Source organism: Acidimicrobiia bacterium, from assembly GCA_036271555.1.
In the GTDB taxonomy this organism is placed as follows: Bacteria; Actinomycetota; Acidimicrobiia; order IMCC26256; family PALSA-610; genus DATBAK01.
Genome location: DATBAK010000062.1, coordinates 30,357 through 55,917 on the forward strand (window position 1 = coordinate 30,357; position 25,561 = coordinate 55,917).

Genomic DNA, 25,561 nt, shown 5'->3' on the forward strand with positions numbered 1-25,561 from the left:
CGCCGCGGACCGAGGGCGCGCCCGCCATCCGTTCGTCGCGAATGCGCAACTTCCAGAGGCCGGGCGAGGAGCGGGCGTGGGGCGTCAGGTTCGGTAGTCGAAGTCCCATTCGACGACGTCGAGCGACGGCCGGGTACCGCCCGCGGCCGCGTAGAGCGCCATCGCGGGTCGGTTCGACTCGTTCGTCAGCACGAAGCCCTCGGGGATACCGCGGTCGCGCGCGATCTCCACGACGGCGTCGAGCAGCGCGCGGCCGACGCCGCGACGACGGTGCTCCCGATCGACGCCGATCTCGTAGACGATCAGCATGCGCGCGAAGGAGTGGCGGTGGCGCAGCTCGTTCGCGACGACGAAGCCGAGGGGCGGCGCATCGCTCGCGTCCTCGTCGAACGCGATCAGCAGGTGCGTGTGATCGTCGGCGAGGAACGCCGACGCGTCGTCCGGCGGGAGCGGCGACTCCGATTCGTCTTCGCCGTCCTCGGCGTAGCGCGTCCCGTCGTTCGCGAGCGTCGTCAGCATCGCCTCGTCCCCGCGCTCGAGGCGCCGGATCGCGAAGTCGCGCACGGGTCAGGCGCGGCGGCGCTTGCGGCGGCGGCGTCCCCGCAGGAGCACCAACGCGACGATCACGCCGATCGCAACGGGCACGAGCCGGCGACCGACGGGCGCGCCCGCGGTCGCGAGCAGGTCGACGGGCTCGACCTCGGCGCTCTCGATGCGGCGCGGCCCCGTGCTCTGGGGGGAGGGGGACGGCGCAGTCGCGGTGTCGGGCGCAGCGAACGTCGACGTGCCCACGACCGTCGGCGCGGGCCCGGGCGCGGGCTCCGGCGCCGCGGGCGCGCCGGCACTCGCACCGTCGCCGCTCAGCACGTCGGTCTCGAGCCGCGCGACGAACTGGCCGAGCAGCTTCGCCGACACGTCGGCGAGCACGCCCCGTCCGAACTGCGCGACCTTGCCCGTGATCGAGAGGTCGGTGTGCACCGACACGTCGGTGCCGGATTCGTCGCCCTCCATCGTCACGAGGATCTTCGCGGCCGCGTTCCCCTGCCCCCGCGTGTCGCGACCCGATGCGTCGATCAGAATGCGGCGCTGGGCCTCGTCGACCTCGGCGAGGCGCGCGGTGCCCTTGTACTGCGCGGTGATCGGTCCGACCTTCACCTTCACGACGCCGCGGAACTCGTCGCCGTCGATCTCCTCGAGCTGCGCGCCGGGCAGACAGGGTGCGATGCGCTCGATGTCGAGCAGCACCTTCCAGGTCTCGGCGAGCGGGGTGCTCACGTGGAATCGGTCGCTGATCTCCATCGGGCCTCCAGGGCGGCGAGGTCGTGTGGGGTGTCCACGTCGGTCGGCTCGCCGGTGCCGTCGCACGGCACCTCGACGACGGGGTGCCGGCGCATCAGCACGCGTGCCCCTTCGTCGCCCTCGAGCCCGAGGGCCTCGTCCCAGTGGTCCCGGGCGAGCAGCACGGGGTTCCCGCGAACCCCTGCGTACGTCGCGACCGCGAGCCGGGCGCCCGCATCGTACGCGTCGCCGACCCGCCGGTACGCCTCCGGGCCGACCGCGGGCTGGTCGCCGAGCCCGATCACGACGCCGTCGACCTCGGCGCGGTCGACGAGCGTGCGCAACGCGGTGACGAGACTCGACGCGATCCCGGACTCCCACCGTGCGTTGCGGGCGACGAGCTCGTCGCCACCGTCCTTCACATCCCCGGCCGCGAGCACCGCGTCGGCCTCGCGCCCGACCACGACGACGACCGGCGCCAGCCCCGACGCGCGCACCGCGTCGAGCGCCCACGCCACGACCGCGCGCCCGCCGAGCGGTGCCGCGAGCTTGTGGTCCGAGCCGTACCGCGAACCTGCACCGGCCGCGAGCAGGGCGACCGCGATCAAGCCGAGGCTTCGAGGGCGCGGCGTACCAACACGCGCGCGAGATGCCGCCGGTACTCGACCGACGCGTTGAGATCGGCGGACGGCTCGGTGCCCTCGTCGGCGTGCTCGGACGCGTCGGTGACCGACGCGCCCTGCGCGAGCGCGTCCTCGACACCGCGAGCGCGCAACGGCGTCGAACCCATGTTCACGAGCCCGATGCGCGCGCCGCCGTCGCCGCGCACCGCGAGCGCGCCGACGATCGCCCAGTCCTGCGCGCGGCGGTTGAACTTCTGGTACGAGAACCCGTTGCGGCCCGTCGCGCGCACGCGGATCTCGACGAGCAGCTCGTCGGGCGCGAGCGCGGTCTCGAGAAATCCCTGGAAGAAGTCGGACGCGGGCACGACCCGGTCGCCGCCCGGACCGCGCACGACGAACTCCGCGTCGAGCGCGAGCAACGCGGCCGGCAGATCCGACGCGGGATCGCCGTGTGCGACCGAGCCGCCGATCGTGCCGCGGTGGCGCACCTGGTTGTCGCCCACCTGCGCGGCGACGGCCTGGAGCGCGCCGCAGTGCTGCGCGAGCGTGGCGTCGACCTCGAGGTCGCGGTGGCGCGTGAGCGCGCCGATCTTCACGACGTCGCCGTCGACCCGGATGTACGACAGATCGCGCACGCGGCCGACGTCGACGAGCACCGTCGGCGTCGCGAGCCGCAGCTTCATCAGCGGCAGCAACGACATGCCGCCGGCGAGGAACTTCGCGTCCTCACCGTGCTCCGCGATCAGCGCCAGCGCCTCGTCGGCCGACGCGGCGCGCACGTAGTCGAACGGCGCGGGGATCACTGCGACACCTTCGCGGCCTCGGCCGCGGCGAGCACGGCCTTCACGATGTTGTGGTAGCCGGTGCAGCGGCAGAGGTTTCCTTCGAGCCCTTCGCGCACGTCGCGCTCGTTCAGGTCGGGGTGCTCGGCGACGAGCGACACCGACGCCATCACCATGCCCGCGGTGCAGAACCCGCACTGCAATCCGTGGTTCTCCTGGAACGCCTGCTGCATCGGGTGCAGCTCACCGCCCGCACCCGCGAGCCCCTCGATCGTCGTGATCGCGGCGCCGTCGGCCTGCGCGGCGAGCATCGTGCAGCTCTTCACCGACTCGCCGTCGACGAGCACCGTGCACGCGCCGCACGACGACGTGTCGCAACCGACCTTCGTGCCCGTGAGCGCGCACGGCTCCCGCAGGAAGTGCACGAGCAGCGTGCGCGGCTCGACCTCGTACGCCTGCGGTCGGCCGTTCACCGTCATCGCGATCCGCATGTGCCCCCGATCCCCAGTCCTCGATCCGGAAGAGATGTCAGATGCCCTGCAGGATGCCGGCGAGCTTGCCGGCCTTCTCGAAGGTCGCCCCGATGAGCTTCTTGTCCGTGTGGCGGACGACGCCTTCGCCGTCGATCACGTAGACCGCGCGCCGGATGCCGATCACCGGCGCTGCGCATCCGTACTCGCGCGCGACCACCCGATCGGTGTCGGCGAGCAGCGGGAACTGCAGGTTCCGCTTCTGCGCCCAACGCTCGTGACTGTCGACGTCCTGCGGCGAGATGCCGAGCAACACCGCCTGCACGCCTTCGAACACCGCGAACTCGTCGCGATACGAGCACATCTGGCGCGTGCAGCCCGGCGTGTCGTCGCCGGGATAGAACGCGAGCACGACCTTCTGCCCGCGGTACTCCGACAGCGTGTAGTCGCGCCGAACGCCGTTCTCGATGCCGGGCAGCGTGAAATCGGGCGCGGCCTCACCGACGTCGGCACTCATGCAGTCACCGCGTCGAGCACCGACTCGGGGATGTCGAAGTTCGCGTAGACGGCCTCGACGTCGTCGTGCTCCTCGAGCGCGTCGACGAGCCGGAGCACCGACTTCGCCGCGGACTCCTCGCCGAGCTCGACCGTCGAGGTCGGCACCATCGTGAGGTCGCTCTCCTTCACCTTGATGCTCGCGGCCTCGATCGCGGTGCGGACCGCGTGCAGCTCGGTCGGCGGGGTCGTGACCTGCCACAGATCGCCGAGGTCGACGATGTCGTCGGCACCGGCGTCGGCCGCGACGAGCATGAGGTCGTCCTCCCCCGCCGCGCTCTTCTCGACCATCACCTCGCCGCGCCGCTCGAACTGCCACGCCACCGCGCCCGGCTCCGCAAAGTTGCCGCCGTTGCGACTGAAGATGTTCTTGATCTCCGCGCCGGTGCGGTTGCGGTTGTCGGTGAGCGCCTGCACGAAGACCGCGACACCGTGCGGCGCGTAGCCCTCGTAGTTCACGGGCTCGTAGACGACGCCCTCTTCCTCGCCGGTGCCGCGCTTGATCGCGCGCGCGATCGTGTCGACGGGGACCGACGCGTCACGCGCCTTCTGCACCATCGTGCGGAGCGTCGCGTTCGACTCGGGATCACCGCCCCCGCTGCGCGCCGCGACCTCGATCTGGCGGATGAGGACCGCGAAGAGCTTGCCGCGCGCCGCGTCGGCCGCGCCCTTCTTGTGCTTGATCGAATGCCATTTGCTGTGACCGGACATGCGGGACCTCGAGTACCTAGCTCTCCACGAACCGTTGATGGATCCGCAGGTCTCCGGAGAGTTCCGGATGGAACGTAGCGGCCCAGATCGCACCCTGGCGGACGAGGACCGGTTTCCCGTCGTGCTCGGCGAGCGTCTCGACCTCGGCGCCGACGGTCTCGATGACGGGCGCGCGGATGAAGACGCCCTCGAACGGACCACCGGGCAGACCCTTCACCGCGAGCGCGGCCTCGAAGGAGTCGACCTGACGCCCGTAGCCGTTGCGGCGCACCGTGACGTCGAGCAGCGCGAGCCTTCTGGTCGCACTCGCTGCGCTGGCCGCTCCTGACGCCTCCGTCACGAGATCGGGTGTTCCGCTCCGCGACCCGCCCGTTCCTGCGAGCGCGTCGCCCGTGACCTCGCGCGCGAGCACGATGAGTCCCGCGCACGTGGCCAGCGCGGGCATGCCGTCGCGCACGAGCGTCGCGACCGGTTCCCGCAGGCCCGACGAATCGAGCAGCTTGTCGATCGTCGTCGACTCACCGCCGGGAATCGCGAGCGCGTCGACGCCCGCAAGCTGTTCGGGTGTGCGCACGAGCACCGCGTCGGCACCGATGGCGTCGAACGCCTCTGCGTGCTCGCGGAACGCGCCTTGCAGCGCAAGGATCCCGACCTTCACGACCCTCCCGACCGCTTCGCGCGCATGGTCGCGCTCGCGGCTCGGCGGGATACCCGCCTCGCGGCCGCTCGCCGCTCCTGCAGCGCGAGGATCCCGATCTTCAGGACCGCTCCTTACCAGCCGCGCTCGGCGAGCTTGACGTCGAGATCCGAGATCTCTTCGCCGCGCATCGCGTCACCGAGACTGCGCGAGACCTTGGCGACGATCGCGGCGTCGGCGTAGTGCGTGGTCGCCTCGACGATCGCCTTCGCGCGTGACGCGGGATCCGACGACTTGAAGATGCCACTCCCGACGAACACCGACTGCGCGCCCAACTGCATCACGAGCGACGCGTCGGCCGGAGTCGCGATGCCACCCGCGCAGAACAGCGGAACCGGCAGCTCTCCCCGCTCCGCGACCTCGGTCACGAGCTCGACCGGTGCGCGCAGCTCCTTCGCCCAGCCGTAGCGCTCCTCGGCGGGTGCGGCCGTGAGTCGGCGGATGTCGCCGAGGATCGAGCGGAGATGACGGACCGCCTCGACGATGTTGCCGGTGCCGGCCTCACCCTTCGAGCGGATGAGGCACGCGCCCTCGGAGATGCGGCGGAGCGCCTCACCGAGGTTCGTCGCGCCGCACACGAACGGCGCCGAGAAGGTCCACTTGTCGACGTGGTACGCCTCGTCGGCCGGCGTGAGCACCTCGGACTCGTCGATGTAGTCGACGCCGAGCGCCTCGAGCACCTGGGCCTCGGCGAAGTGGCCGATGCGGCACTTCGCCATCACGGGGATCGTGACCGTGGCCTTGATCCCCTCGATCATCGCGGGGTCGCTCATGCGGGCGACGCCGCCGTCGCGGCGGATGTCGGCCGGCACCCGCTCGAGGGCCATCACCGCGACCGCGCCGGCGTCCTCGGCGATCTTGGCCTGCTCGGGCGTGACGACGTCCATGATCACGCCGCCGCGCAGCATCTCGGCGAGGCCCCGCTTGACCCGCACCGTGCCCGTCGTGCGCGGTTCCGACATCACGAATCCCCTCGTTGGACGGCTGGAGAACCCATGCTAATTCGCTCGCTCCGCTCCCGGCTTCGGCCGCGTGGGCACGGAACGATCAGGAAACGGGCGTACCCGTCGGGGCAAGCTCGACCCAGGTCTGCCCGGGGGTGAGGCCGATGGTCTTGCCCGTCGCGTCGACGAAACGCGCCGGCTTCGCGCGGTCGGGCCGCAACCACCGCCCGTCGACGCGGTGCCCGCCGGTGAAGACGGTCGCGTTCCCGGACCCCACGAGGTTCGCCTCCGAGCCGATGACGCCGACCCCACCGACGTAGTCGACGAACATCACGATGACGTTGCGCGGGTTCTCCGGTGTGGCCGCTTCGACCGACGGATCGTCGACCGTCCGACCCCACGTGCTCGTCGTCGCGTTGTAGGCGTACGACACCCCGAAACCACTGCCGAGACCGACGTGGAACTGGGTCGCGGCCACACCGCCGGGCGCCTGGTTCGCGGCGCGGTAGGAGAACAGCGGGGGTGGCGGCACCGGCTTGGCGCCGAACGCAAACAGCTGCGCTGCATGACCGAACAAGTTGTGCGGCTTGATGCGCGAGTGGACGCGGAACATCGCGCTGCCGGCGCGCGTCTCGTCGACGAGCGTGACCGGCGCGGTCTCGATGCTCTGGATCGCGTACGCGGCGCCGCCGGAGTACACGAAGATCCCGCCGACGGGCGTGACGACGCTCTGATCGGTGCGGCGCACGGAGCGGATGGGCCCGACGGTGGGCGGCACCTGCGAGTTGTAGATCGCGAGGAGCCGGGTGATCCCACCCTCGACGACCTCTTCGTACACGACGTCCGCCGCCGCCACCCCGATCTGCGGGTACGCGGCGTGGGTGTTCTCGACCTTGACGGTGAGCGCGGGGCGGGTCACCGACGCACCGGTGACGTCGCGCTGACCCGTCAGCGGCGCGATGACACCGCCCGGCGGAACTCGACGCTTCGCGGTCGTGCTCGTCGTGGCGGCCACCGCGGTGGTCGTCGGCGACGATGCCTTCTTGTGACCGCCGCTCAGCGCGAAGCCGGCCGCGACGAGCACGATGACGATCGCCACCGCGGCCGCGATGACCTGGGTTCGTCGTTCTCGAAAGTTCAACGCGCTACATCGCCTTGAGGATTTTGATCCGCTCGTCGAGTGGCGGGTGCGTGTCGAAGAGATGGTTGAACTTCGACGCCGGGCCCGACGCGTTGTCGTCGTCGAGCGGGCTCTCGATCCAGAGGTGCGCCGTCGCCTTCGACGCGGTGTGGATCACCGTGTGGTCGTCCTTCAACTTCTCGAGCGCGGAGACGAGACCCGGCGGGTAGCGCGTGAGCAGCACGCCCGATGCGTCGGCCTGGTACTCACGGCGGCGGCTGATCGCGAACTGCATGAGCGACGCGACGATCGGCGCGAGGAGCAGCAACAAGAGCCCGAGAACCGCGAAGATCGCGCCGAGCGGTCCCGCGTCGTTGTTGTCGTTCCGGTCGCGCGCGCCGCCCCAGAACATGAAGCGCAGGAAGAAGTCGGAGAGCAGCGCGATGATCCCGACCATCGTGACCGCGAGCGTCATCACCAACGTGTCGTAGTTCTTCACGTGGCTGAGCTCGTGTGCGAGCACACCTTCGAGCTCGACCCGGTTCATCTTCTCGAGCAGGCCGGACGTGACCGCGATCGCGGCGTGCTGCGGGTTGCGACCGGTCGCGAACGCGTTCGGCGCGGGGTCGTCGATCACGTACAGCCGCGGCTTCGGCAGACCCGCCGCGATGCACAGACCTTCGACGAGGTTGTGGTAGCGGGCGTACGACTTCTCGTCGGCCGGCTTCGCGCGACTCATCGCGAGCGCGACCTTGTCGGAGTTGTAGTACGAGACGAACGAGCCGCCGATCGCGATCACGGCTGCGATCACGAAGCCGATGAGACCGAAACGCGTGAAGTAGTTGATGACCGCGACGACCGCGAAGACGAGCAACGCGAAGAGCACGATCATCACGATCGTGCGCCGTTTGTTCGCGGCGATCTGCTCGTACACCGGAGGACCTCGGGACCGGGAGAGTCGGCCTAGAACTGGACCTTCGGGACCTCGTGGTCGGCCGGATCGTCGGTCTTGAAGTACTCGCGCGGCTGGAAGTTGAACATGCCGGCGATCGTGTTCGCCGGGAACGTCTCCAGCTTGTTGTCGTACTTCAGGACGCTGTCGTTGTAGAACTGCCGCGCGTAGGAGATGCGGTCCTCTGTGGAGGTCAGCTCTTCCTGCAACGAGAGGAAGTTCTGGTTCGCCTTGAGGTCGGGGTACGCCTCGGCGAGCGCGAAGATCGACTTCAACGCGCCGGTGAGGACGTTCTCGGCCTGGGCCGACTCCTGCGGACCCTGAGCGCTGATCGCGGCGTTGCGGGCCTGCACGACCTTCTCGAACGTGCCCTGCTCGTGCGCGGCGTAGCCCTTGACCGTCTCGATGAGGTTCGGGATGAGATCGTGCCGGCGCTTGAGCTGCACGTCGATCTGCGACCACGAGTTGTCGACACGGTTGCGGAGCCGAACCAGGCCGTTGTACTGCGCGATGAAGAACAGCAGCAGTAGGACGACGATGACGATGATGATGATCAGTGCGAGCACGACGGCTCCACCTTTCGCGACTGGGGAATCGCCAGTGTAGGACCGGTCAGCCCCGTTTCACGGCTTCCTCGTACAGGTCCGCATAGGACTCGGCCAGCCGGGCCATCGACAGTTGGTCGGCCCGCTCCCGGCCGGCGATGCGGAGCCGATCGCGCAGCGCGGCGTCGTCGAGCACCTGCTGGAGCACGCTCCTCAACGCCGCGGGGTCGTCGGGCGTTGCGAGCAACGCCTCCCGGCCGTCACGCGCGACGTTCGCATAGCCGTCGATGCGGGACGCGACGACCGGGGCGTCCGCGGCCATCGCCTCGAGCAGCACGACACCGAAGGATTCGCTGCGCACCGCGGGCGCGCAGAAGACGGTCGCGGCGCGGAGTCGCCGGTTGCGTTCGTCGTCGTGGACCGGGCCGAGCCATTCGACGTTCGGGACGTTGCGGCGCCGGAGCGAGTCGGTCTGCGGCCCGCGGCCCGCGACCCAGAGCACCGCGTCACGATCGATGCCGGCCCACGCGTCGAGCAGCACGCTGAGTCCCTTGCGCGGCTCGTGCCGGCCGACGAAGAGCACGACCGGCTTGCGCGTCGGCCACGGCTCCGCCGACGCGAAGCGTTCGACCTCGATGCCGTTCCACAACACCGTGATGTCCTGCGGCCCATAGACGCGCGCCGCGGTCGCGCGCGCGGCCTCCGACACGGCGACGCGCGCCGAGAGTCGTTCGAGCGACGGCCGCAACGGCGGCACCAGCCATTCACGACCGACGTCGCCGGCGATGTGGAACGTACCGATGGTCGGCGCGTCGCGGTCGACGAGCAGCGCGAGCGTCGGACCCGGCACGATCGGCTCGTGCAGATGCACGACGTCGGGCGCGAGCCGCTCGGTCGCGTCGATCGTGCGCTGCGCGACCGCCTTGCCGGCCGCGATCGGCGCGAACGATCCGTTGCTCTCCCAGTGCCGGCTCGGACCGATCGAGATCATTCCCGGTCCCGGCGGCGGTCCGTCGCACGGTCCGAGCAACCGCACGTCGACCCCGAGCTTGCGCAGCTCGCGCGTCAGTCCGATCGCCTGCGCCTGCACCCCGCCGTGCTGCGTCAGCGAGTACGGGCACACCATGAGCACCCTCACTGCGCCGCGACTCGGTCGCTGGGCCAGTTCGGCTGCATGAGGTGCCACTGCCGCGGCTCGGTCGAGATCAGCGCCTCGAACTCCTGCGCGAGCGACTGCGTGATGCGGGCCACGTCCTCGCGCAGGCTCCCCTGCCGGGACGTGTCGAGGGGCGGCCGCACCACGGCATGATGGCCGCCGCCCGGCCGGAAGTACACCGCCACCGGGAGGATCACGGCGCCGGTCCGCAGCGCGAGGGTCGCCGGTCCCGCGGGCATCGTCGTGCGCTCACCGAAGAACTCGACCTCGATGCCGTCGCCGCGCAGGTCGCGATCGCTCACGAGCGCGACCGCGCGGTTGTCGCGCAGCGCTTTCAACGTCGTGCGCGCGGCCTCGGGTCCGAGCGCGACGACCTCCATCCCCATCGCGGCGCGCACCTTCACGAACCACTCGAAGAGCTCGGGCGGCTCGACGGGCTCGACGACGACGAGGATGCTGCCGTGCTCGACCCGCGCGAACCACGCACCCGCGTACTCCCACCCGCCGAGATGCGGCAGCGCAACGATCACGCCCTTCCCGGCCGCGAAGCCGGCCCAGAGGTGCTCCTCGCCCACGATCTCGAAGTGCGACTCGATCGTGGTCGGCGAGTCGTGCGGCAGCCGGAACATCTCGAGCCAGTAGCGAGCGTACGAGTCGAACATCGCTCCCACCGCGGCGTCGAGCGCGCGCCCCTCGAGCGTCCCGCCGCTCGCGCGACGGAGGTGGCGCGTCGCCATCGCGCGCCGGCCGGGCATCGCGTGCATCAGCGCGCGGCCGACGCCGTTGGCGATCGGCTCGCTCACTGCGGTCGGGAGCGCCTGCGCGATCACCGCGCCCGCGCGGTAACCGAGATACGTGACGCGCTGGGGAATGGAGGGCACCGATTCAGGGCCGGGTGCGCCGCCGCGAAGAGAGGTGGCGGGGCTTCGATCGGTCGCGGTCGCGCGGCCGGCGCGTCTCCCACCACTGGCGCAGGGCCGGCGTCGAACCCTCGTGACCGGGCGACCGGAACGGGCGGCGTTCGCGGCGGGCCTCGCGGCGGGCGTCGCGCTGCGGTCGGGGCGGACGGACCGGGCGGTCGGCCTGGCGCCACACGATCACGAACCGCTGGCTCGCCGTGACTGCGGTGAGCACGAGCATCACCCAGAGCACGGGCACGAGGATCCCGAAGAGGCAGCCGGCGCCGAGGAACACGAACCGCTCGGCCCGCTCCATGAGTCCACCGCGCGCCTGGAGCCCGAGCGACTCAGCCTTGGCCCGCTCGTAGGAGATCACCATCGAGAGGCCCGCGACCGCGAGCACGAGGACCGGGAGGTGCGGGTTGCGGGGGGCCAGGTACCAGGCGACGCCACCGAGCAGGAGCGCGTCGGAGACCCGGTCGGCGACGGAGTCGAAGAAGGCGCCGCGGGCGGTCGCCTGGCCGGTGCGGCGCGCGACCGCGCCGTCGAGGAGGTCCCCGAGGCCGCTGACCGCGATGCCGACCGCACCGAAGATGAGGTGGCCGGACCCGATGAGGATCGCGGTCACCGCGGAGGCGACGAGGCCGAAGCCGGTGAGGGCGTCCGGAGTCACACCGATGCGGCGCAGCCGCTCACCCAGCGGCTGGAGACCCTTCTCGACTCCCGCCCGCCAGTGTCGGTCGAGCATCCGCGGTTACGTCCCTTCCGCGTCGGTCCGGCCCCTCGGCCGCTCGGCGGGCCCCTACCGACCCACTGCCGACGCGCTCGCGTTCGCGAGCAACGCTACCACCGACGCCCCGATCCGCTGGCGACCCGGGGGGTGGTCGCCGGCGGATCGGGCAACCGTCGACGTGCGGGAAGGCCGGGGTGGAGCGGCCTGCTCCCGCTACGCCGCGGTGCCGCGGGTCGAGAGATCGACCGCGCAGAAGGTGCCGGGTCGTGGGTGCGGCCGCGCGATCCGGTGGTCGGGCATGGCCCGGTGGGCCGAGCCGCAGATCGCGGCCCGTTCGGCCGCGGTGAGGTGCGCGGCCGAGCCCAATGCGCCCCCGACCGAACCCGACGAGCCCGCCTTGTGGAGCGCGTTCTCGAACGGAACGCCCGGGCCGGTGCCGTGGGTCGAGGGCGGCACGGCCCCGGCGCCCGGCCCGGGAGTGATCACGCCGATCCCGAGGCCGAAGTAGCCACCGAGCACGGCGTTGGTCGGATCGTGGAAGCGCACGAAGAAGATGTCGTGCGACACCGCGCCGTGCGCGGCGCGGATCGTGATCGCGACGTCGGCGCGCGTCTGTCCCGGCGCGAACGTCACCGTGCCCGACCGCGCGTCGTAGTCGACGCCCGCGCGTGCGTTCACGTTCGGCGGCAGCGACAGCGTTGTGTACGCGACGCTCACCGCGTTGCGACTCGGCTGGTCGAGCGTCACCGGGACGTGCAACGTCGCGGTGCCCGAATACGGCGCGACCTGCGTGCCCGCGCCCGGCGTCACGCTCGGGATGCCCGCGCCCGCGAGGAGCGCGGTCACCGCGGCGGCGACTGGCTTGGGCGAGCCGTGGTAGTCGAGCATGCCCATGTTCTGATCCCACGCGTTCGAGTTCGTCCCGAGGTCGTGGATCGTGTAGAGGAAGAACGGCCCGTGGAAGCTCCAGCTCTCCCACTGGCGGATCGCGTCGACGGTGTACTGCGCCTGCGTGCCCTCGCTCACCGCGTAGCGACCGGTGCCCGTCGGCCATCCCGTTTCGGTGCCCCAGATCTGCTTCGCACCGTCGCCGTAGTGCGACATGATCGCGTGCACGTTGGGCGTTTGATAGAAGGTGTTCCAACCCGCGGCGTACATCGGCGGGTACGGCCACGAGTACGGGTGGTACCCGACCGCGTCGAACGAGCCGCGCGCACCGTTGCGGTACATCGCGTCGAGGAACGTCTGCGGCGCCATGTTCAGGCCGTCGTCACCCGCGGGTGACAGACCACCGCTGATCACCGTCGCGTGCGAGTCGACGTGCTTGATCGCCGCGTACGCCTGCTGCAACAGGTGCGTGTACGTCGGCGGGTCTGCCTTCGGCAGCCAGAACGACGCGCGGTTCGGCTCGTTCCAGATCTCCCACGCGTGCACGCCCATCGGCGCGTAGCGACTCGTCGCGGCGGCGACGAAGCTCGCGTAGTCGGAGAGGTTGCGCGGCGGGTAGTGATCGGTCGGACCCGAGCTCGCCCACGCGGGCGTGTAGTCGGGTACTGCGAGCACGTGCAGTCCGCGCGCCGTCGCGGCGCGCACGAACTCGTCGGTCGCGCCCCACGAGAACTGACCGCGGCCCGGCTCCATCAGCGGCCAGTAGAAGTCGGTGCGAACCCACGTCATACCGGTCGCCGCGACCGCGTCGAGGTCGGCGATCATCTTCGAGTGCGACTCCCACGGGAGGCTCGGCTGCTGGTTCCCGATGTTCGAGATCGCAACCGACGCCGCCGCGGGCGTGGTCGGCAGCGCGACGACCGCAGGCACCACGCCCAAGGCCAACGTTGCCGCGACCAACGCCGTCACGTGACGCCGCGTCCACTTCATGCCCGTTCGATTCGCATCCACGACACACCCCCGCCCTTCCAGCCCTGATGACGTCTTCGCATCGGCGCAGTGGTCGCGGACGGTGAGACAACATCCGCCCAACGTTGCGGGGTGACCGTGAGAGAACGGCTTCCTACAATCACCGCGCAGCAACCGACACGGGGGGTTCCGTGAACACGTTCCCGACTTCGAGATTGCGCAACGTCGCCCTCGTCGGACACGGCGGGGCGGGCAAGACCTCGCTCGCCGAGGCCCTGCTCTTCGCCGCCGGCGCGATCCCGAGGATGGGACGCATCGAGGACCACAACACGGTCTGCGACTTCGACCCCGAAGAGCAACGCCGCGGCATCTCCGTGTCGCTCGCGCTCGCGCCGTTCGAGAGCGACGGGCACAAGGTGAACCTCGTCGACACGCCCGGTTACGCGGACTTCGTCGGCGACGTCTCCGCCGCGTTGCGCGCCGCGGATCTTGCGCTCTTCGTCGTATCCGCGGTCGAAGGGGTCGAAGTGCAGACGGAAGTCGCGTGGTCGATGGCCGAGGACCTCGGTCTGCCGCGCGCGATCTTCGTGAACAAGCTCGATCGCGAGCGCGCGTCGTTCTCCCGCACGCTCGACGACCTGAAGGAGAAGTTCGGCCCGGGCGTCGCGCCGCTGCAGCTCCCGATCGGTGAGGAATCCGCGCTCCACGGCATCATCGAGCTGCTCACCGACACCGCGATCACGTACGACGGCAGCAAGGCCGCGGGCACGGCGGGCGAGATCCCGTCGGAGATGGAGTACGAGGAGCACTCGGTGCACGACGCGCTCATCGAGGGCATCGTCATCGCCGAGGACGATCTCATGGAGCGCTACCTCAACGACGAGAAGATCGAGTCGTCGGAGCTCGCGTCCGCGCTCGCGAGCGGCATCGCGCAGGCGACCGTCTTCCCGGTGCTGTGCGGCAGCGCCACCAAGCTCGTCGGCGTCGATCGGCTCATCCGCTTCCTCGTCGAGGAGGCGCCCGCGCCGAGGGTCGGCGACGGCCCCGCGGCCGCGCTCGTGTTCAAGACGATCGTCGACCCGTACGTCGGGCGCGTGAACCTCTTCCGCGTCATGCAGGGCTCGTTGAAGACCGATGACACGCTCTCGAACAACCGCACGCGCTCCGACGAGCGGTTGCACCAGCTGTTCGTGATGCGCGGGAAGGAACAGGAGACGGCGGCAACGCTCGAAGCCGGCGACGTCGCCGCGGTCGCGAAGCTCAGCGACACCGCGACCGGCGACGTGCTGAGCGTGAAGGGGTCGACGGTCGAGGTCGACGCGATCGAGTCACCCAGTCCCGTGCTCGCGGTCGCGATCAAGGCGCACTCGAAGGGCGACGAGGACAAGCTCGCCAACGCGCTGCACCGCCTGCAGGACGAGGACCCCGCGCTGCGGCTCGAGCGCAACGCGGAGACGCACCAGACACTGCTGTGGGGCATGGGCGAGACGCACGTGTCGATCGCGCTCGAGAAGCTCGCGCGCAAGTTCGGCGTGAGCGTCGACACCGAAGAGGTGCGCGTTCCTTACCGCGAGACGATCACGCAGCTCGCCGAGGCGGAGGGCAAGTACAAGAAGCAGACCGGCGGGCACGGGCAGTTCGGCGTCGCGTGGGTGCGGCTCGAGCCGAAGGAGCGCGGCGGCGGCTTCGAGTTCGCCGACGCGATCGTGGGTGGCTCGATCCCCCGCCAGTTCATCCCCGCCGTCGAGAAGGGCGTCGCCGAGACGATGGAGCGCGGCGGCCACTTCGGGTTCCCCGTCGTCGACGTGAAGGCGACCGTCTACGACGGCAAGCACCACCCCGTCGACAGCTCGGAGATGAGCTTCCGCATGGCCGGCTCGATCGGCTTCCAGGAGGCGATGGCGAAGGCGAACCCGATCCTGCTCGAGCCGATCAGCACGTTGACCGTGACCGTGCCGGAGGCGAACCAGGGCGACGTGATGGGCGACCTCAACTCCAAGCGCGGTCGCATCCAGGGGTCGGCGTCGGTCGGGCACGGCGAGGTCGAGATCACCGCGTCGGTGCCGACGTCGGAGATCCTGCGCTACTCGATCGACCTGCGGTCGATGACGGGCGGGCGCGGTCGCTTCGTCGCCGAGCACTCGCACTACGACCCGGTGCCGTCACACCTCGTCGAGAAGGTGCGCGCGAGTGTGAACCCGGAGCCCGTGCGCGCGTAGCTTGCTGGTCGCGCTCGCCGCTCCTCACGCCTCAGGTAGCGAGTTGTTCCTGCGGGAGCGCGTCTCTCACTCGCTTGCCTGCTCGCGCAGCAGGTCGCGGATCTCGGTGAGCAACGTGACCTCGTCGACCGCGACGGGTACCTCGCCGGTCTCGACCGCGAGCAGGCGCAGCGTGCGCAGCCGCTCGAACGCCTTGATCATCACGAACACCGCGGCCGCGACGATCACGAAGTTCGTGATCTGAGTGAGGAAGTTGCCGTAGTGCACCACCGACTGGCGGCAGCTCTTCGCGGCCTTGGCCGCGGGCGCGCAGTGCCGCAGCGTCAGCCCGAGGTCGGTGAAGTCGGGCTTGCCGAACAGCGCGGCGACGATCGGCGTGAACACGTCGTTCACGAACGAGTCGACGATCGCCTTGAACGCCGCGCCGATCACGACCGCGACCGCGAGGTCGAGCACGACGCCGCGCAGCGCGAACGCCTTGAAGTCCTTCCACAGCTGCTTCACGACGGGATCCCTTCCGTCCGCGGGCGCGAAGCACCGTACTCAGGGCGCGGCGCGGATTCGCGGAAGCTCGCGACTACGTCGACGGGCCGTCGAGACCGAACTCGGACCAGTCCTCGGGGTTCGCCTCGGTGTACTCGCCGAGCACGTGACCGTCGACGGCGTCGAGCTCGACGAGGCCGCGCACGCTCGGCGGCTCGTCGGCGCTGTACAGCAGGATCCGCCACGCCGGCCGGCTCAGCAGCCCGCGCCACGCGAGCTGCGCGGACGCGTGGCCGACCGGGAACCCGACCGTGCGGCTCGCGATCGCGAGCGACTCGGTCTGGTCGACGCGCAACGGCCACGCGGTCACGAAGTGGTAGAGCGCGACGAGCGCCAGGATGACCGCCGCCGCGAGCAGCCCGCCGTTCGAGCTCGCCGCGAAGGCAACGGCGCACGCGATCGCGATCACCGCGTAGAGCGTGCCCGCGATGCGACGGCGCTTGATGTCGGGGAAGAGATACGCACCGACGTACGCCTCGACGTCGAGGTCGTCGGGCAGCGCGTCGCTGTACGCCCGCTCGGGAACGTCGTCGGTCTCGTCGGCCACGACCCGACGCTATTCGGAAGGCCAGGCCGCTCGCAGTTTGTGCCAGCCCGTCGCGAGGTCTTCGGGGAGCACCCGCACCTCGGCGACCGCGGTCATGAAGTTCGTGTCGCCCTGCCAGCGTGGGAGCGCGTGCGCGTGCAGATGCCCGGGCACGCCCGCACCGGCGGCGGCGCCCAGGTTCATCCCCACGTTCACGCCGTCGGGTCCGTAGGCGGCCTTGATCGCGCGCACCGTCCGGCGCAGCGCGCGCATGACCGCGTCCGCTTCGGTGTCGCTCAGACCGTCGAGGTCGGCCTCGTGGCGGCAGGGCGCGACGAGCAGGTGCCCCGACCCGTACGGATAGAGGTTCATCACGGTGACCGTCGTGTCGGTGCGCTCGAGCACGAGCGTGTCCTCGGTGCAGCACGATTCGCGAGGAAGCGCGCACAGCGCGCAGAGGAAGCACTCGTGGTCGGGCACACCGGCGATCTCGGAGACGTAGCGCGAGCGCCAGCCCGCCCAGAGTCGATCGAGCGTCATGTCGGCACGTCAGCGGGTGCGGCGCTCCGCGACCTCGAGCGCGAGCCGATCGACGAACACGTCGACGGGCACATCGCGCTCGGGCGCGTCGCCGCCGCGCGCGTTCACGCCGACGGTGTTCGACTCCGCGTCGGTGTCGCCGACGACGAGCACGTACGGCACCTTCTCGCGCTTCGCGCGGCCGATGCGCTTGCCGAGCCCACCCGCGGCACCGTCGAGCATCTCGGCGCGGAAGCCGCCGCCTCGAAGTCGCTCGACGACGCTCCACGCGTAGTCGTCGTGGCGGTCGGCGACCGGTAGGACCGTCGCCTGCACCGGCGCGAGCCACGCGGGGAACGCGCCCGCGTAGTGCTCGACGAGCACACCGAAGAACCGCTCGACCGAGCCGAACAGCGCGCGGTGGATCATGATCGGCCGCTTGCGCTCGTTGTCGGCGGCGACGTAGTGGAGGTCGAAGCGCTGCGGCTCTTGGAAGTCGAGCTGGATCGTCGACATCTGCCACGTGCGCCCGATCGCGTCGCGCGCCTGCACCGAGATCTTCGGGCCGTAGAACGCGCCGCCGCCCTCGTCGAGCACGAGCTCGAGGTCCATCTTCGACGCCGCGGTGCGCAGCGCCTCCGTCGCCTCGTCCCAATCCTCGTCGGCGCCGATCGCCTTGCCCGGCGGCTTCGTCGAGAGCTCGAGGTAGAAGTCGTCGAGTCCGTAGTCGCGCAGGAGGTCGAGCACGAACACGAGCAGCGAGTGCAGCTCGCCGGCCATCTGCTCCCGCGCACAGAAGATGTGCGCGTCGTCCTGGGTCATGCCGCGCACACGCGTGAGGCCGTGCACCACACCCGACTTCTCGTACCGGTACACCGAACCGAACTCGAAGTACCGCACCGGGAGCTCGCGGTACGACCGCGTCTGGCTCCGGTAGATCAAGATGTGGAACGGGCAGTTCATCGGCTTCAGGTAGTACTGCGTGCCGCCGTCGAGCTCCATGGGCGGGAACATGCCCTCGGCGAAGAAGTCGAGGTGGCCCGACGTCTCGAACAGCTCCGCCTTCGTGATGTGCGGAGAGTTCACGAAGAGGTAGCCGGCCTCTTCGTGACGCTGACGCGAGTAGTCCTCCATGACCTTGCGGATCATGCCGCCCTTGGGATGGAAGACCGCGAGTCCCGATCCGATCTCGTCCGGAAACGAGAAGAGGTCGAGCTCCGCGCCGAGTCGGCGGTGATCGCGCCGCTCGGCTTCCTCCAGACGATGCAAGTGCTCCGCGAGCGCCTTGTCGGACTCCCACGCGGTGCCGTAGATGCGCTGGAGCATCGGGCGCTTCTCGTCGCCGCGCCAGTACGCGCCCGCGACCTTCGTGAGCTTGAACGAGCCGAGCTTCCCCGTCGACGGCACGTGCGGACCGCGGCAGAGGTCGACGAAGTCGACGGTGTCGCCGTCGCGCGCGACGTTGCGGTACAGCGACACGCCACCGTCGCCGCTCGCCTCGCCCGAGTCGTCGGAGTCGGCTTCGCCGGTGCGGACCTTGGCGATGATCTCGCGCTTGTAGGGCTGGTCGGCGAACACGTCGAAGCCCGCGTCGTAGTCGACCTCGTCGCGCACGAACCTCTGGTCGGCCTTGATGATCTCGCGCATCTTCGCTTCGATGCGCTCGAGATCGTGCTCGCTGAAGTGCGCGCCGTTCGGCAGCTCGAAGTCGTAGTAGAAGCCGTCGGCGATCGCGGGACCGATCGCGTACTTCGCGCCGGGGAAGAGATCGGTCACCGCCTGTGCGAGCACGTGCGCGGTCGAGTGGCGCAGCACCTCGCGTCCGTCGTCGGAGTCGCTCGTGACGAGCTCGACCTTGGCGTCGTGCGTGACCGGTCGCTCGGCGTCGACCCAGTCCCCGTCGACCTTCGCGGCGACGGTCGCCTTCGCCAGCCGCTTGCCGATCGACGCCGCGATGTCGGCGGGCGTCGTGCCCGTCGCGACCTCGCGCGTCGTTCCGTCGGGCAGCGTGATCACGATGGCGTCGCTCACCCGCCGGAGGGTATCAGCGCGCCCTGCGTTTTCCGGTCGCGCTCGCTCCGCTCGCCGCTCCTGACGCATCGGTCTCGGGGTCGGCCGGGCCGCACAGCGACCCGGCCGGTCCTGCGGGAACTGCTCCCGACGACCGCGCTCGCCGCGCTCAGCCGGCGATGTGCGCGGCGCGTGCCTGCTGGCCGTCGAGCAGATACACCGCGACCTGCTCGTCGCCACCCTCGGTGTCGGTATCGGGAGGGAATGCGAGCAGCCGATGCAACTGCGCGCGGTCGACGACCGGCGCGCGCAGCACACCCGCGAGCAACATGCGGTCTACCTCCGGCAGCGCGAGCGCGGCGCGCGGGCTCGACGCGAGCTGCGGGAGCAGCGCGTCGACCAGCTGCCGGGTCACACCCGAGTAGTGGCGATGCACGATCGCCGTCGCGTCGGGAGCGAGCTCGACCGGTCCTCGCGTCAGCGTGCGCGCAAGATCGTCGAGCAGCGCGCTGCGCTCGCGTGACACGTCGTCGCGCAGGAGCAGCGTGCCCGGTGAACGCGGGAGCTGGCCCGTTCCGCTGACGATCAACACGACCGGTGTGCCCGCGCGGTAACGCCGATTGGTGCCGTAGGTCTGCGTCTGCGCGCTGGTGACCTCGACGGGCACGCCCGCGCGGACGAGCCGGAACACGGTGTACGGCGCGACCGCGATCGTCGCGCCCACGCCGGTCGGCACGACCGCGACCGGATGTGATTCGTCCACGCGGTCGAGCACGGCGCGTGCCACGCGCGCTTCGAGTGCGCTCGCCGCGGGTTGCGCGGCCTTGTCGTCCGCGCCTCGCACGACGCCGACCGCGGTCGCGATCACCGCGCTCGCGACGAGCAGCGCCGCCGGACCGAGCCAGTTGGGAGCCGCAACCCGCACGCGGCCGGCGACGCGCGCGATCGCGATGCCCAGCGCGAGCCACGTGAGGAACACCGCGGCCCAGACCCAGTGGTAGAGGTTGACGCGCCACGCCTCCGTGCCGCGCGGGATGTTGCTGCCGTCGAGCAGCGCGGCGCCGAGCGCGACCAACGCCACGAGCGCGAGCCGCGACAACGCGGGCGACTCGCGCCGCACCCACCACGCGATCACACCGAGCCCGACGACGATCAACGCGGCGATCGCGACGCGGAACGGGCCGATCGAGCCGAGGAACCAGATTCCCGTCGTGTCGGTGTGCGCGAACACCGTCGGCGGCACGATCGCGCGGCCGACCTGGTCGATCGCGGAACCGGCGCCGACGGCCGGGCGGCTGCCGTCGCGCGCGAAGCGGACGATCGCGGTGAGGTTGCCGGGATGGCCGGTCAGCTCGTCGATCACGACCGGGACCCACGCGACCGCGGCGACGACCGCGGCGGCGGCCGACCAGCGCAGGAGCAACACGGTTGCATCCGCGTCACCGGATCGACGGCGGCGCGTCGTGTCGACGACGACCGCGGCGAGCGCGACCGCGACCAGCGCCGCGACGACGAGCGTTCCCGACAGGTGCTGCTGCGCGGCGTAGCTCGCGACGAGCGCGGTCAGCGGGAGCAGGCGTACGTCGCCGTCGGCGACCGCCCACGCGAGCGTTGCCGCCGCGAGCGTCGGAAACAGCACCATGTTCGAGCTCACCGTGTCGGTGAGGATGACGGTTCCGGTCGACCACAGCGCGGCGAGCAACAGCACCGTGGCCCACAGCGCGGCACGCGACCCGAGCCGCCGGAACACCGTCCACGCCGCGAGCAGCACGCACGCGGCGTTGATCGCGGCGGCCGTGAGCAGCGGACCCGCCGTCATGCCGAGCACGCGCAACGGCGCCGCGAGGAAGTAGAACTCGATCGGTCCCGGATGATCGGTCGAGATGCGGTCGCCGTACATCTGGGATGTCGACGGCAGTCCCGTCAGCGGCGGATGGTGACTGAAGACGTCGAGGGCGCGGGTCGCGACGTTCGCGGCGTCGCCGCGCGGCACGATGCCGTCGGCGAAGCCGCGCGCGAGCGCGACCGCGAACGGCACGAGCAACAGCGCGAGTACCGCGGCCGCGACCAGTCGTTCACCGCGCACGAGATCTCGGAGGCGCCAGCGCGCGCCGCCCCAGCTCGCAGCGGCTTCCTCCCCCGGCGCGGTCACGCCCCCCGGCTGGGTCCGCCCGCGGTCGAGGCCGGTCGCGTGAGGTCGACGCCCACGAGCGCACCGAGCTCGCGCAGCACGACCGGCGCCGACGCGTCGTCACCGCCCGACAGCACCGCGCTCGCGAGGTCGTCGAGCGCCTCGAGCGCACGGGGCGCGTCGAGGTCGTCGTCGAGCGCATCCCGGACCCGCTGCGCGTAGGGCCGCGGGTCGGGACCGTCGGGACACTCCGCGGCCGCAAGCAACCGGTTGAGCAGCGCACTCCCCTCGTCGATCTCCGAGTCGTACCACTCGAAGCCCGAGCGATAGTGGTGCTGCATCAACGCAAGGCGCACCGCGCGCGCGTCGGCGTGCTTCAACAGGTCGCTCACGAACACGAGGTTGCCGAGCGATTTCGACATCTTCTCGCCCTCGTAGCTCACCATCGCCGAGTGCATCCAGTGCCGTGCGCACGGTTCGCCGGTGAGCGACTCGCTCTGCGCGATCTCGCACTCGTGGTGCGGGAAGATCAGGTCGGTACCACCGCCGTGCAGGTCGAGCGTCGGACCGTGCTCGGCCATCGCCATCGCCGAGCACTCGATGTGCCAGCCGGGCCGACCGACACCGAACGGCGCCGGCCACGAGGGCTCGTCGGGCAACGACGGTTGCCAGAGCACGAAGTCGAGCGGCGCGCGCCGGTGCGGATCGTCGGGGTTGCCGCCACGCTCGCGCGCGAGGCGCACCATGTTGTCGCGCGAGTAGTGCGAGAGCGCACCGAACTTCGGAAAGCCCGACACGTCGAAGTAGACGGTGCCGTTCGCGACGTACGCGTGCCCGCCGTCGAGCAGACGCGCGACGAGGTCGATGATGCCGTCGATCGCCTCGGTCGCGCGCGGCTCCGAGAGCGGCGGGCGCATGTCGAGCGCGTCCATGTCGGAGCGGAAGCGCGCCATCTCGGCCTCGGCGAGCTCGAGGTACGGCACACCGAGCTCACGCGCCTTGGGAAGAATCGAGTCGTCGACGTCGGTGATGTTGCGCACCATCCGCACTTCGTGACCGAGGTCCTCGAGCCGGCGCACGAGCAGGTCGTACGTGAGGTAGGTCGCGGCATGACCGAGATGCGTCGAGTCGTACGGCGTGATGCCGCACACGTACATGCGGACCGTGTGCGGCGGCTCGAACGGCACGACCTCCGCGCGCGAGGTGTCGTAGAGCTTCATGACTCAGATCCGTGTTCTCGCCGGAACGGGCAGGTGGCTCTGCCGCCCGCCCGACTCGGGGGCTGAAGCGTCGGGAGCGGCGAGCACAGCGAGCGCGACCATCAAACACCGATGAGACGAAGGCTGGCCCGACCCTTGTGCCGCACGTTGATCGTGAGCAGCACCGCGGCGAACGTCTCCATGCCGACCGCATTCTGGAGCGACCCGCCGTCGAGCGGGCGGAGCTTCGGGATGCTGCTCGTGATCTCCATGAGCGTGCGGCGGGCATCGTCGTCGTCGCCGAGCACCACGACGTCGCTCTCCATCTCGTGGTCGAGCTCGCCGAACTCGGCCGCGGGCACGAGGTGAAAGGCCGTGCAGACCTTCGAGTCCCAGAGCAGCGACTGGATCTCGGCGGCGATCGACCCGTGGGGCGGGAGGACCGCGTTGAACTCCTTGCCGTTGCGCACGAGGTGGTTCGCCATCGAGACGACGACCTTGCCCGCGAGCCGGCCCGCGTGCTGCTTCACCGTCGAGATCGCGGAGTCGGAGTTCACCGCCAGGATCACGACCGGCGCGTCGCAGGCCCACGCGTTGTCACAAGGGATGCAGCCGGCGACCCGGTCACCCCACTCGACTCGCAGCTCCTCGACGACCTGCTTGGCCCGCTCGACCTCTCGGGAGCCGAAGAGCACTTCGTGGCCGACGCTCGCCAATCGGGCGGCGAGCCCCCGACCGGCCGGGCCGGTGGCCCCCAGAATGCCGATGCGCATCGGAGAAATATAGGTGGAGTTCGGCGAGTGCCCCTTGGCGCCGGAACCAGGTGCGCTTCTCGCGTCTCAGTGCCGTCGTGAACGCAGGCTTCGACTCCGAAGCGATCACCACGCCCTCGTGCTGCCCGCGTGGCTGCTCTCGTTCCAAGGCGTCTCGGATCCCGCGGCCGTACTCGCGGTCGCTCCGTCGGCGCTCTACGAACCGCCGAGGGGCCCGATTGGCTCGGAGCTGATGAGCGCGAAGCGCACGACCGAACCGCGGGTACTCACGATCTCATTCGTCGGAGGCGCCGCGGGCGCCGGCGCGTGCGGTGTGAGCAATGAGGCGCACCTCGCGGAGTCGGCGTCTGCCGTCGCCGTCTTGGTCTCGGCGGTCGCGACTCCGGGACCGTCGTCGAGCGGCGCGGCGGTCGCGTTCGCGGCCATCGGCTACGTCCGTCGCCTCACGATCACGTTGCGCGATCGGCTCGGTGCGCGGGTGGTCGTCGATGCGCAGCGACACAGGGCGATCCGCGTCGATCCATAGGAGCGCCGCGACCCCTCGCAGCACCCACCGGAGGCAGGGCCGGGGGCGATCTCGAGAAACCGAGTGCGCCCTCGCCCGGCCGGGTACGAGGTATGAGAGGTTTCTGAGAGCCGGCGGTGGACCTCCCGAGAATTCCGTGTCGGGAGCTCCACCGCCGGAGAGCAACGGAAAGGTGGTCGAGCAATGACAACTCGTCTCGGTGTGTGGTCTGCCGCGCTCCTCCTGGCCATCGCGACCGGCGCGCTGGCCGGCTGCGGGGGCGGAAGCAGCGGGAAGAAGGTCAACGTCTCGGAGGTGGATTACAAGATCATCCCGGACGCGACCAGCGTCGCCGCCGGCAAAGTGACCTTCAAGGTCACGAACAACGGCACGTTCACGCACGAGTTCGTTGTCGACCGCGCCGCGGGCGCAGCCTCGCTGCCGCTGAAGACCGATGGCGAGGTCAACGAGGACAAGATCTCAGATTCGAACCACCTCGGCGAGGTCGAGGACATCGATCCGGGAAAGAGCAAGACCCTCACCGTGACCATGTCGGCGGGCAAGTACGTGCTGTTCTGCAACCGTGTCGACGGCTCGACGTCGCACTTCAAGAGCGGAATGCACACCGACTTCACCGTGACGAGCTGAGCGCCGGTCGAGCCGGCCGGACGGACCCTCTTCCGCGCCCGCGAACGCGGGCCTACAGTCGTCGAGCGAAGCACACCAGGAGGTGCGCATGAGCGAGGACAGTCCACCGGAGAGTCACCGGGTCGGTCGCCGTCGCGTGACACGCACGAGCCCTCGACCGATGCAGCGGCCCTGACCGCGCAGCTGACGGCTCCGGACGCGCCCGGTGGCGCGATCGACCCCGATCTCGAGACGCTCCGGCCGAATCGGCCGGAGCGTTTCCTTTGTGCGGAGGTCGGTCAGTAGCTTTCGCCGCATGAAATTCGGTCTTGCGTTCGCCAATGCCGGTCCGCTCGGTGACCCCGAGCGCGCCGCGCCCCTCGCGCAGCTGTGCGAGCAGCTCGGCTTCGAGTCGCTCTGGACGGTCGAGCACGTCGTCGTCCCGAGCGGTTACTCGTCGCCGTATCCGTACTCGCCCGACGGCAAGATGCCCGGCGGCGAGCAGGTCGCGATCACCGATCCGCTGATCTGGCTCGCGTACGTCGCCGCCGCGACCACGAACATCCGGCTCGGCACCGGGATCCTGATCCTTCCGCAGCGCAATCCGCTCGTGCTCGCGAAGGAAGTCGCGACGCTCGACCGGTTGTCGCGCGGGCGCGTCGATCTCGGCATCGGCGTGGGCTGGCTGCGTGAGGAGTTCGACGCGCTCGGCATTCCGTTCGAACGACGCGGCGCGCGCACCGACGAGTACGTCGACGTGTTGCGCCGGGTCTGGCGGGAGGAGAGCACTGCGTACTCCGGCGAGTTCACGAACTTCGCGGAGCTCAACTCGTACCCGAAACCCGCGAACGGCGCGACCGTGCCGATCCACGTCGGCGGTCACTCCGAGCCCGCAGCGCGTCGCGCCGGGCGCATCGGCGACGGCTTCTTTCCCGGCCGCGGTCCCGGCAACGGACTCGAAGAGCTGCTCGACGTGATGCGTGCGTCGGCGCGCGACGCGGGTCGCGATGCCGACGCCATCGAGGTCACGAGCGGCGGCGGGCTCGACCTCGACTCGGTGAAGCGCGCGGCCGACCTCGGCGTCGCGCGCTACACGATCCCGCCGCTCGGCTTCGACCTCGACTCGCTGCAGACCAACCTCGGCCGCTTCTCCGAGGAGATCATCGCCAAGGCCTGAGCGGCGCGCC

The 25,561-nt window shown here is 70.5% G+C and carries 27 protein-coding genes; 4 read left to right on the forward strand and 23 right to left on the reverse strand.

Annotated elements, in window-relative coordinates:
* Nucleotides 1–84: 84 nt before the first annotated feature.
* The 16 genes from VH914_15145 to VH914_15220 form a co-directional block, all read right to left on the reverse strand.
* A complete protein-coding gene (locus tag VH914_15145; GenBank protein ID HEX4492542.1) occupies nt 85–519 on the reverse strand; it encodes a GNAT family N-acetyltransferase in 435 nt (144 codons plus the stop codon).
* A gap of 48 nt (nt 520–567) precedes the next feature.
* Nucleotides 568–1,299: an SRPBCC family protein gene (locus VH914_15150; GenBank protein HEX4492543.1), complete on the reverse strand. Its 732-nt coding sequence runs from the start codon at nt 1,297–1,299 to the stop codon at nt 568–570.
* Entirely contained in the window at nt 1,272–1,886 is a 615-nt protein-coding gene (locus VH914_15155; protein ID HEX4492544.1) for a nucleotidyltransferase family protein, read from the reverse strand. The genes VH914_15150 and VH914_15155 overlap by 28 nt, the downstream gene beginning before the upstream one ends.
* Nucleotides 1,883–2,704 (reverse strand): xanthine dehydrogenase family protein subunit M, encoded by an 822-nt coding sequence (locus tag VH914_15160; protein HEX4492545.1) that lies wholly within the window; start codon nt 2,702–2,704, stop codon nt 1,883–1,885. Before VH914_15160 ends, VH914_15155 begins: the two co-directional genes overlap by 4 nt.
* Nucleotides 2,701–3,174: a (2Fe-2S)-binding protein gene (locus VH914_15165; protein ID HEX4492546.1), complete on the reverse strand. Its 474-nt coding sequence runs from the start codon at nt 3,172–3,174 to the stop codon at nt 2,701–2,703. The genes VH914_15160 and VH914_15165 overlap by 4 nt, the downstream gene beginning before the upstream one ends.
* Before the next feature lie 37 nt (nt 3,175–3,211).
* On the reverse strand, nt 3,212–3,670 hold the full coding sequence (locus VH914_15170; GenBank protein ID HEX4492547.1) for a peroxiredoxin: 459 nt from the start codon (nt 3,668–3,670) through the stop codon (nt 3,212–3,214).
* Complete coding sequence (locus VH914_15175; GenBank protein ID HEX4492548.1) at nt 3,667–4,419, reverse strand: YebC/PmpR family DNA-binding transcriptional regulator; 753 nt, start codon at nt 4,417–4,419, stop codon at nt 3,667–3,669. Before VH914_15175 ends, VH914_15170 begins: the two co-directional genes overlap by 4 nt.
* Nucleotides 4,420–4,435: 16 nt before the next feature.
* On the reverse strand, nt 4,436–5,077 hold the full coding sequence (gene pdxT, locus VH914_15180) for a pyridoxal 5'-phosphate synthase glutaminase subunit PdxT (protein ID HEX4492549.1): 642 nt from the start codon (nt 5,075–5,077) through the stop codon (nt 4,436–4,438).
* Nucleotides 5,078–5,190: 113 nt separating this feature from the next.
* Nucleotides 5,191–6,078 carry a pyridoxal 5'-phosphate synthase lyase subunit PdxS gene (gene pdxS, locus VH914_15185; protein HEX4492550.1) on the reverse strand — a complete coding sequence of 296 codons (888 nt, stop codon included), beginning with the start codon at nt 6,076–6,078 and terminating at the stop codon, nt 5,191–5,193.
* 85 nt (nt 6,079–6,163) lie between these two features.
* Complete coding sequence (locus VH914_15190; protein HEX4492551.1) at nt 6,164–7,201, reverse strand: DUF3048 domain-containing protein; 1,038 nt, start codon at nt 7,199–7,201, stop codon at nt 6,164–6,166.
* Nucleotides 7,202–7,205: 4 nt separating this feature from the next.
* The gene (gene htpX, locus VH914_15195; GenBank protein HEX4492552.1) at nt 7,206–8,114 is read right to left on the reverse strand and encodes a zinc metalloprotease HtpX; all 909 of its coding nucleotides are present in this window, start codon (nt 8,112–8,114) and stop codon (nt 7,206–7,208) included.
* A 29-nt stretch (nt 8,115–8,143) separates the two neighbouring features.
* Entirely contained in the window at nt 8,144–8,698 is a 555-nt protein-coding gene (locus VH914_15200; protein ID HEX4492553.1) for a LemA family protein, read from the reverse strand.
* Nucleotides 8,699–8,744: 46 nt separating this feature from the next.
* Nucleotides 8,745–9,815, reverse strand: a complete 1,071-nt coding sequence (locus VH914_15205) for a glycosyltransferase family 4 protein (GenBank protein ID HEX4492554.1) — start codon at nt 9,813–9,815, stop codon at nt 8,745–8,747.
* Complete coding sequence (locus VH914_15210) at nt 9,812–10,714, reverse strand: phosphatidylinositol mannoside acyltransferase (GenBank protein ID HEX4492555.1); 903 nt, start codon at nt 10,712–10,714, stop codon at nt 9,812–9,814. Before VH914_15210 ends, VH914_15205 begins: the two co-directional genes overlap by 4 nt.
* A 4-nt stretch (nt 10,715–10,718) precedes the next feature.
* Nucleotides 10,719–11,480 carry a CDP-alcohol phosphatidyltransferase family protein gene (locus VH914_15215; GenBank protein HEX4492556.1) on the reverse strand — a complete coding sequence of 254 codons (762 nt, stop codon included), beginning with the start codon at nt 11,478–11,480 and terminating at the stop codon, nt 10,719–10,721.
* Between the two features lie 198 nt (nt 11,481–11,678).
* The gene (locus VH914_15220; GenBank protein ID HEX4492557.1) at nt 11,679–13,343 is read right to left on the reverse strand and encodes a cellulase family glycosylhydrolase; all 1,665 of its coding nucleotides are present in this window, start codon (nt 13,341–13,343) and stop codon (nt 11,679–11,681) included.
* Between the two features lie 194 nt (nt 13,344–13,537).
* Between VH914_15220 and VH914_15225 the strand changes: the two genes are divergently transcribed.
* A complete protein-coding gene (locus tag VH914_15225) occupies nt 13,538–15,541 on the forward strand; it encodes an elongation factor G (GenBank protein ID HEX4492558.1) in 2,004 nt (667 codons plus the stop codon).
* 66 nt (nt 15,542–15,607) lie between these two features.
* Here VH914_15225 and mscL read toward each other — a convergent pair whose 3' ends face one another.
* From mscL to npdG, 7 genes are all read right to left on the reverse strand, one after another.
* Entirely contained in the window at nt 15,608–16,036 is a 429-nt protein-coding gene (gene mscL, locus VH914_15230; GenBank protein ID HEX4492559.1) for a large conductance mechanosensitive channel protein MscL, read from the reverse strand.
* 82 nt (nt 16,037–16,118) lie between these two features.
* Nucleotides 16,119–16,631 (reverse strand): hypothetical protein, encoded by a 513-nt coding sequence (locus VH914_15235; protein HEX4492560.1) that lies wholly within the window; start codon nt 16,629–16,631, stop codon nt 16,119–16,121.
* 9 nt (nt 16,632–16,640) lie between these two features.
* Nucleotides 16,641–17,150 (reverse strand): HIT domain-containing protein, encoded by a 510-nt coding sequence (locus VH914_15240; protein HEX4492561.1) that lies wholly within the window; start codon nt 17,148–17,150, stop codon nt 16,641–16,643.
* A gap of 9 nt (nt 17,151–17,159) precedes the next feature.
* The gene (gene thrS / locus VH914_15245; GenBank protein ID HEX4492562.1) at nt 17,160–19,160 is read right to left on the reverse strand and encodes a threonine--tRNA ligase; all 2,001 of its coding nucleotides are present in this window, start codon (nt 19,158–19,160) and stop codon (nt 17,160–17,162) included.
* A gap of 148 nt (nt 19,161–19,308) precedes the next feature.
* Nucleotides 19,309–21,291 carry a hypothetical protein gene (locus VH914_15250; protein ID HEX4492563.1) on the reverse strand — a complete coding sequence of 661 codons (1,983 nt, stop codon included), beginning with the start codon at nt 21,289–21,291 and terminating at the stop codon, nt 19,309–19,311.
* Nucleotides 21,288–22,490, reverse strand: a complete 1,203-nt coding sequence (cysS, locus tag VH914_15255) for a cysteine--tRNA ligase (GenBank protein ID HEX4492564.1) — start codon at nt 22,488–22,490, stop codon at nt 21,288–21,290. Before cysS ends, VH914_15250 begins: the two co-directional genes overlap by 4 nt.
* Before the next feature lie 101 nt (nt 22,491–22,591).
* The gene (gene npdG, locus VH914_15260) at nt 22,592–23,242 is read right to left on the reverse strand and encodes an NADPH-dependent F420 reductase (GenBank protein ID HEX4492565.1); all 651 of its coding nucleotides are present in this window, start codon (nt 23,240–23,242) and stop codon (nt 22,592–22,594) included.
* Between the two features lie 232 nt (nt 23,243–23,474).
* On the opposite strand from npdG, the gene VH914_15265 reads away from it, so the two are divergent.
* The 3 genes from VH914_15265 to VH914_15275 all read left to right on the forward strand — a co-directional run bounded on the left by VH914_15265 (nt 23,475) and on the right by VH914_15275 (nt 25,551).
* On the forward strand, nt 23,475–23,768 hold the full coding sequence (locus VH914_15265; protein HEX4492566.1) for a hypothetical protein: 294 nt from the start codon (nt 23,475–23,477) through the stop codon (nt 23,766–23,768).
* 183 nt (nt 23,769–23,951) lie between these two features.
* Nucleotides 23,952–24,395, forward strand: coding sequence for a cupredoxin domain-containing protein (locus tag VH914_15270; GenBank protein ID HEX4492567.1), 444 nt, complete (start codon nt 23,952–23,954; stop codon nt 24,393–24,395).
* A 295-nt stretch (nt 24,396–24,690) separates the two neighbouring features.
* The gene (locus VH914_15275) at nt 24,691–25,551 is read left to right on the forward strand and encodes an LLM class F420-dependent oxidoreductase (protein ID HEX4492568.1); all 861 of its coding nucleotides are present in this window, start codon (nt 24,691–24,693) and stop codon (nt 25,549–25,551) included.
* Nucleotides 25,552–25,561: the final 10 nt, after the last annotated feature.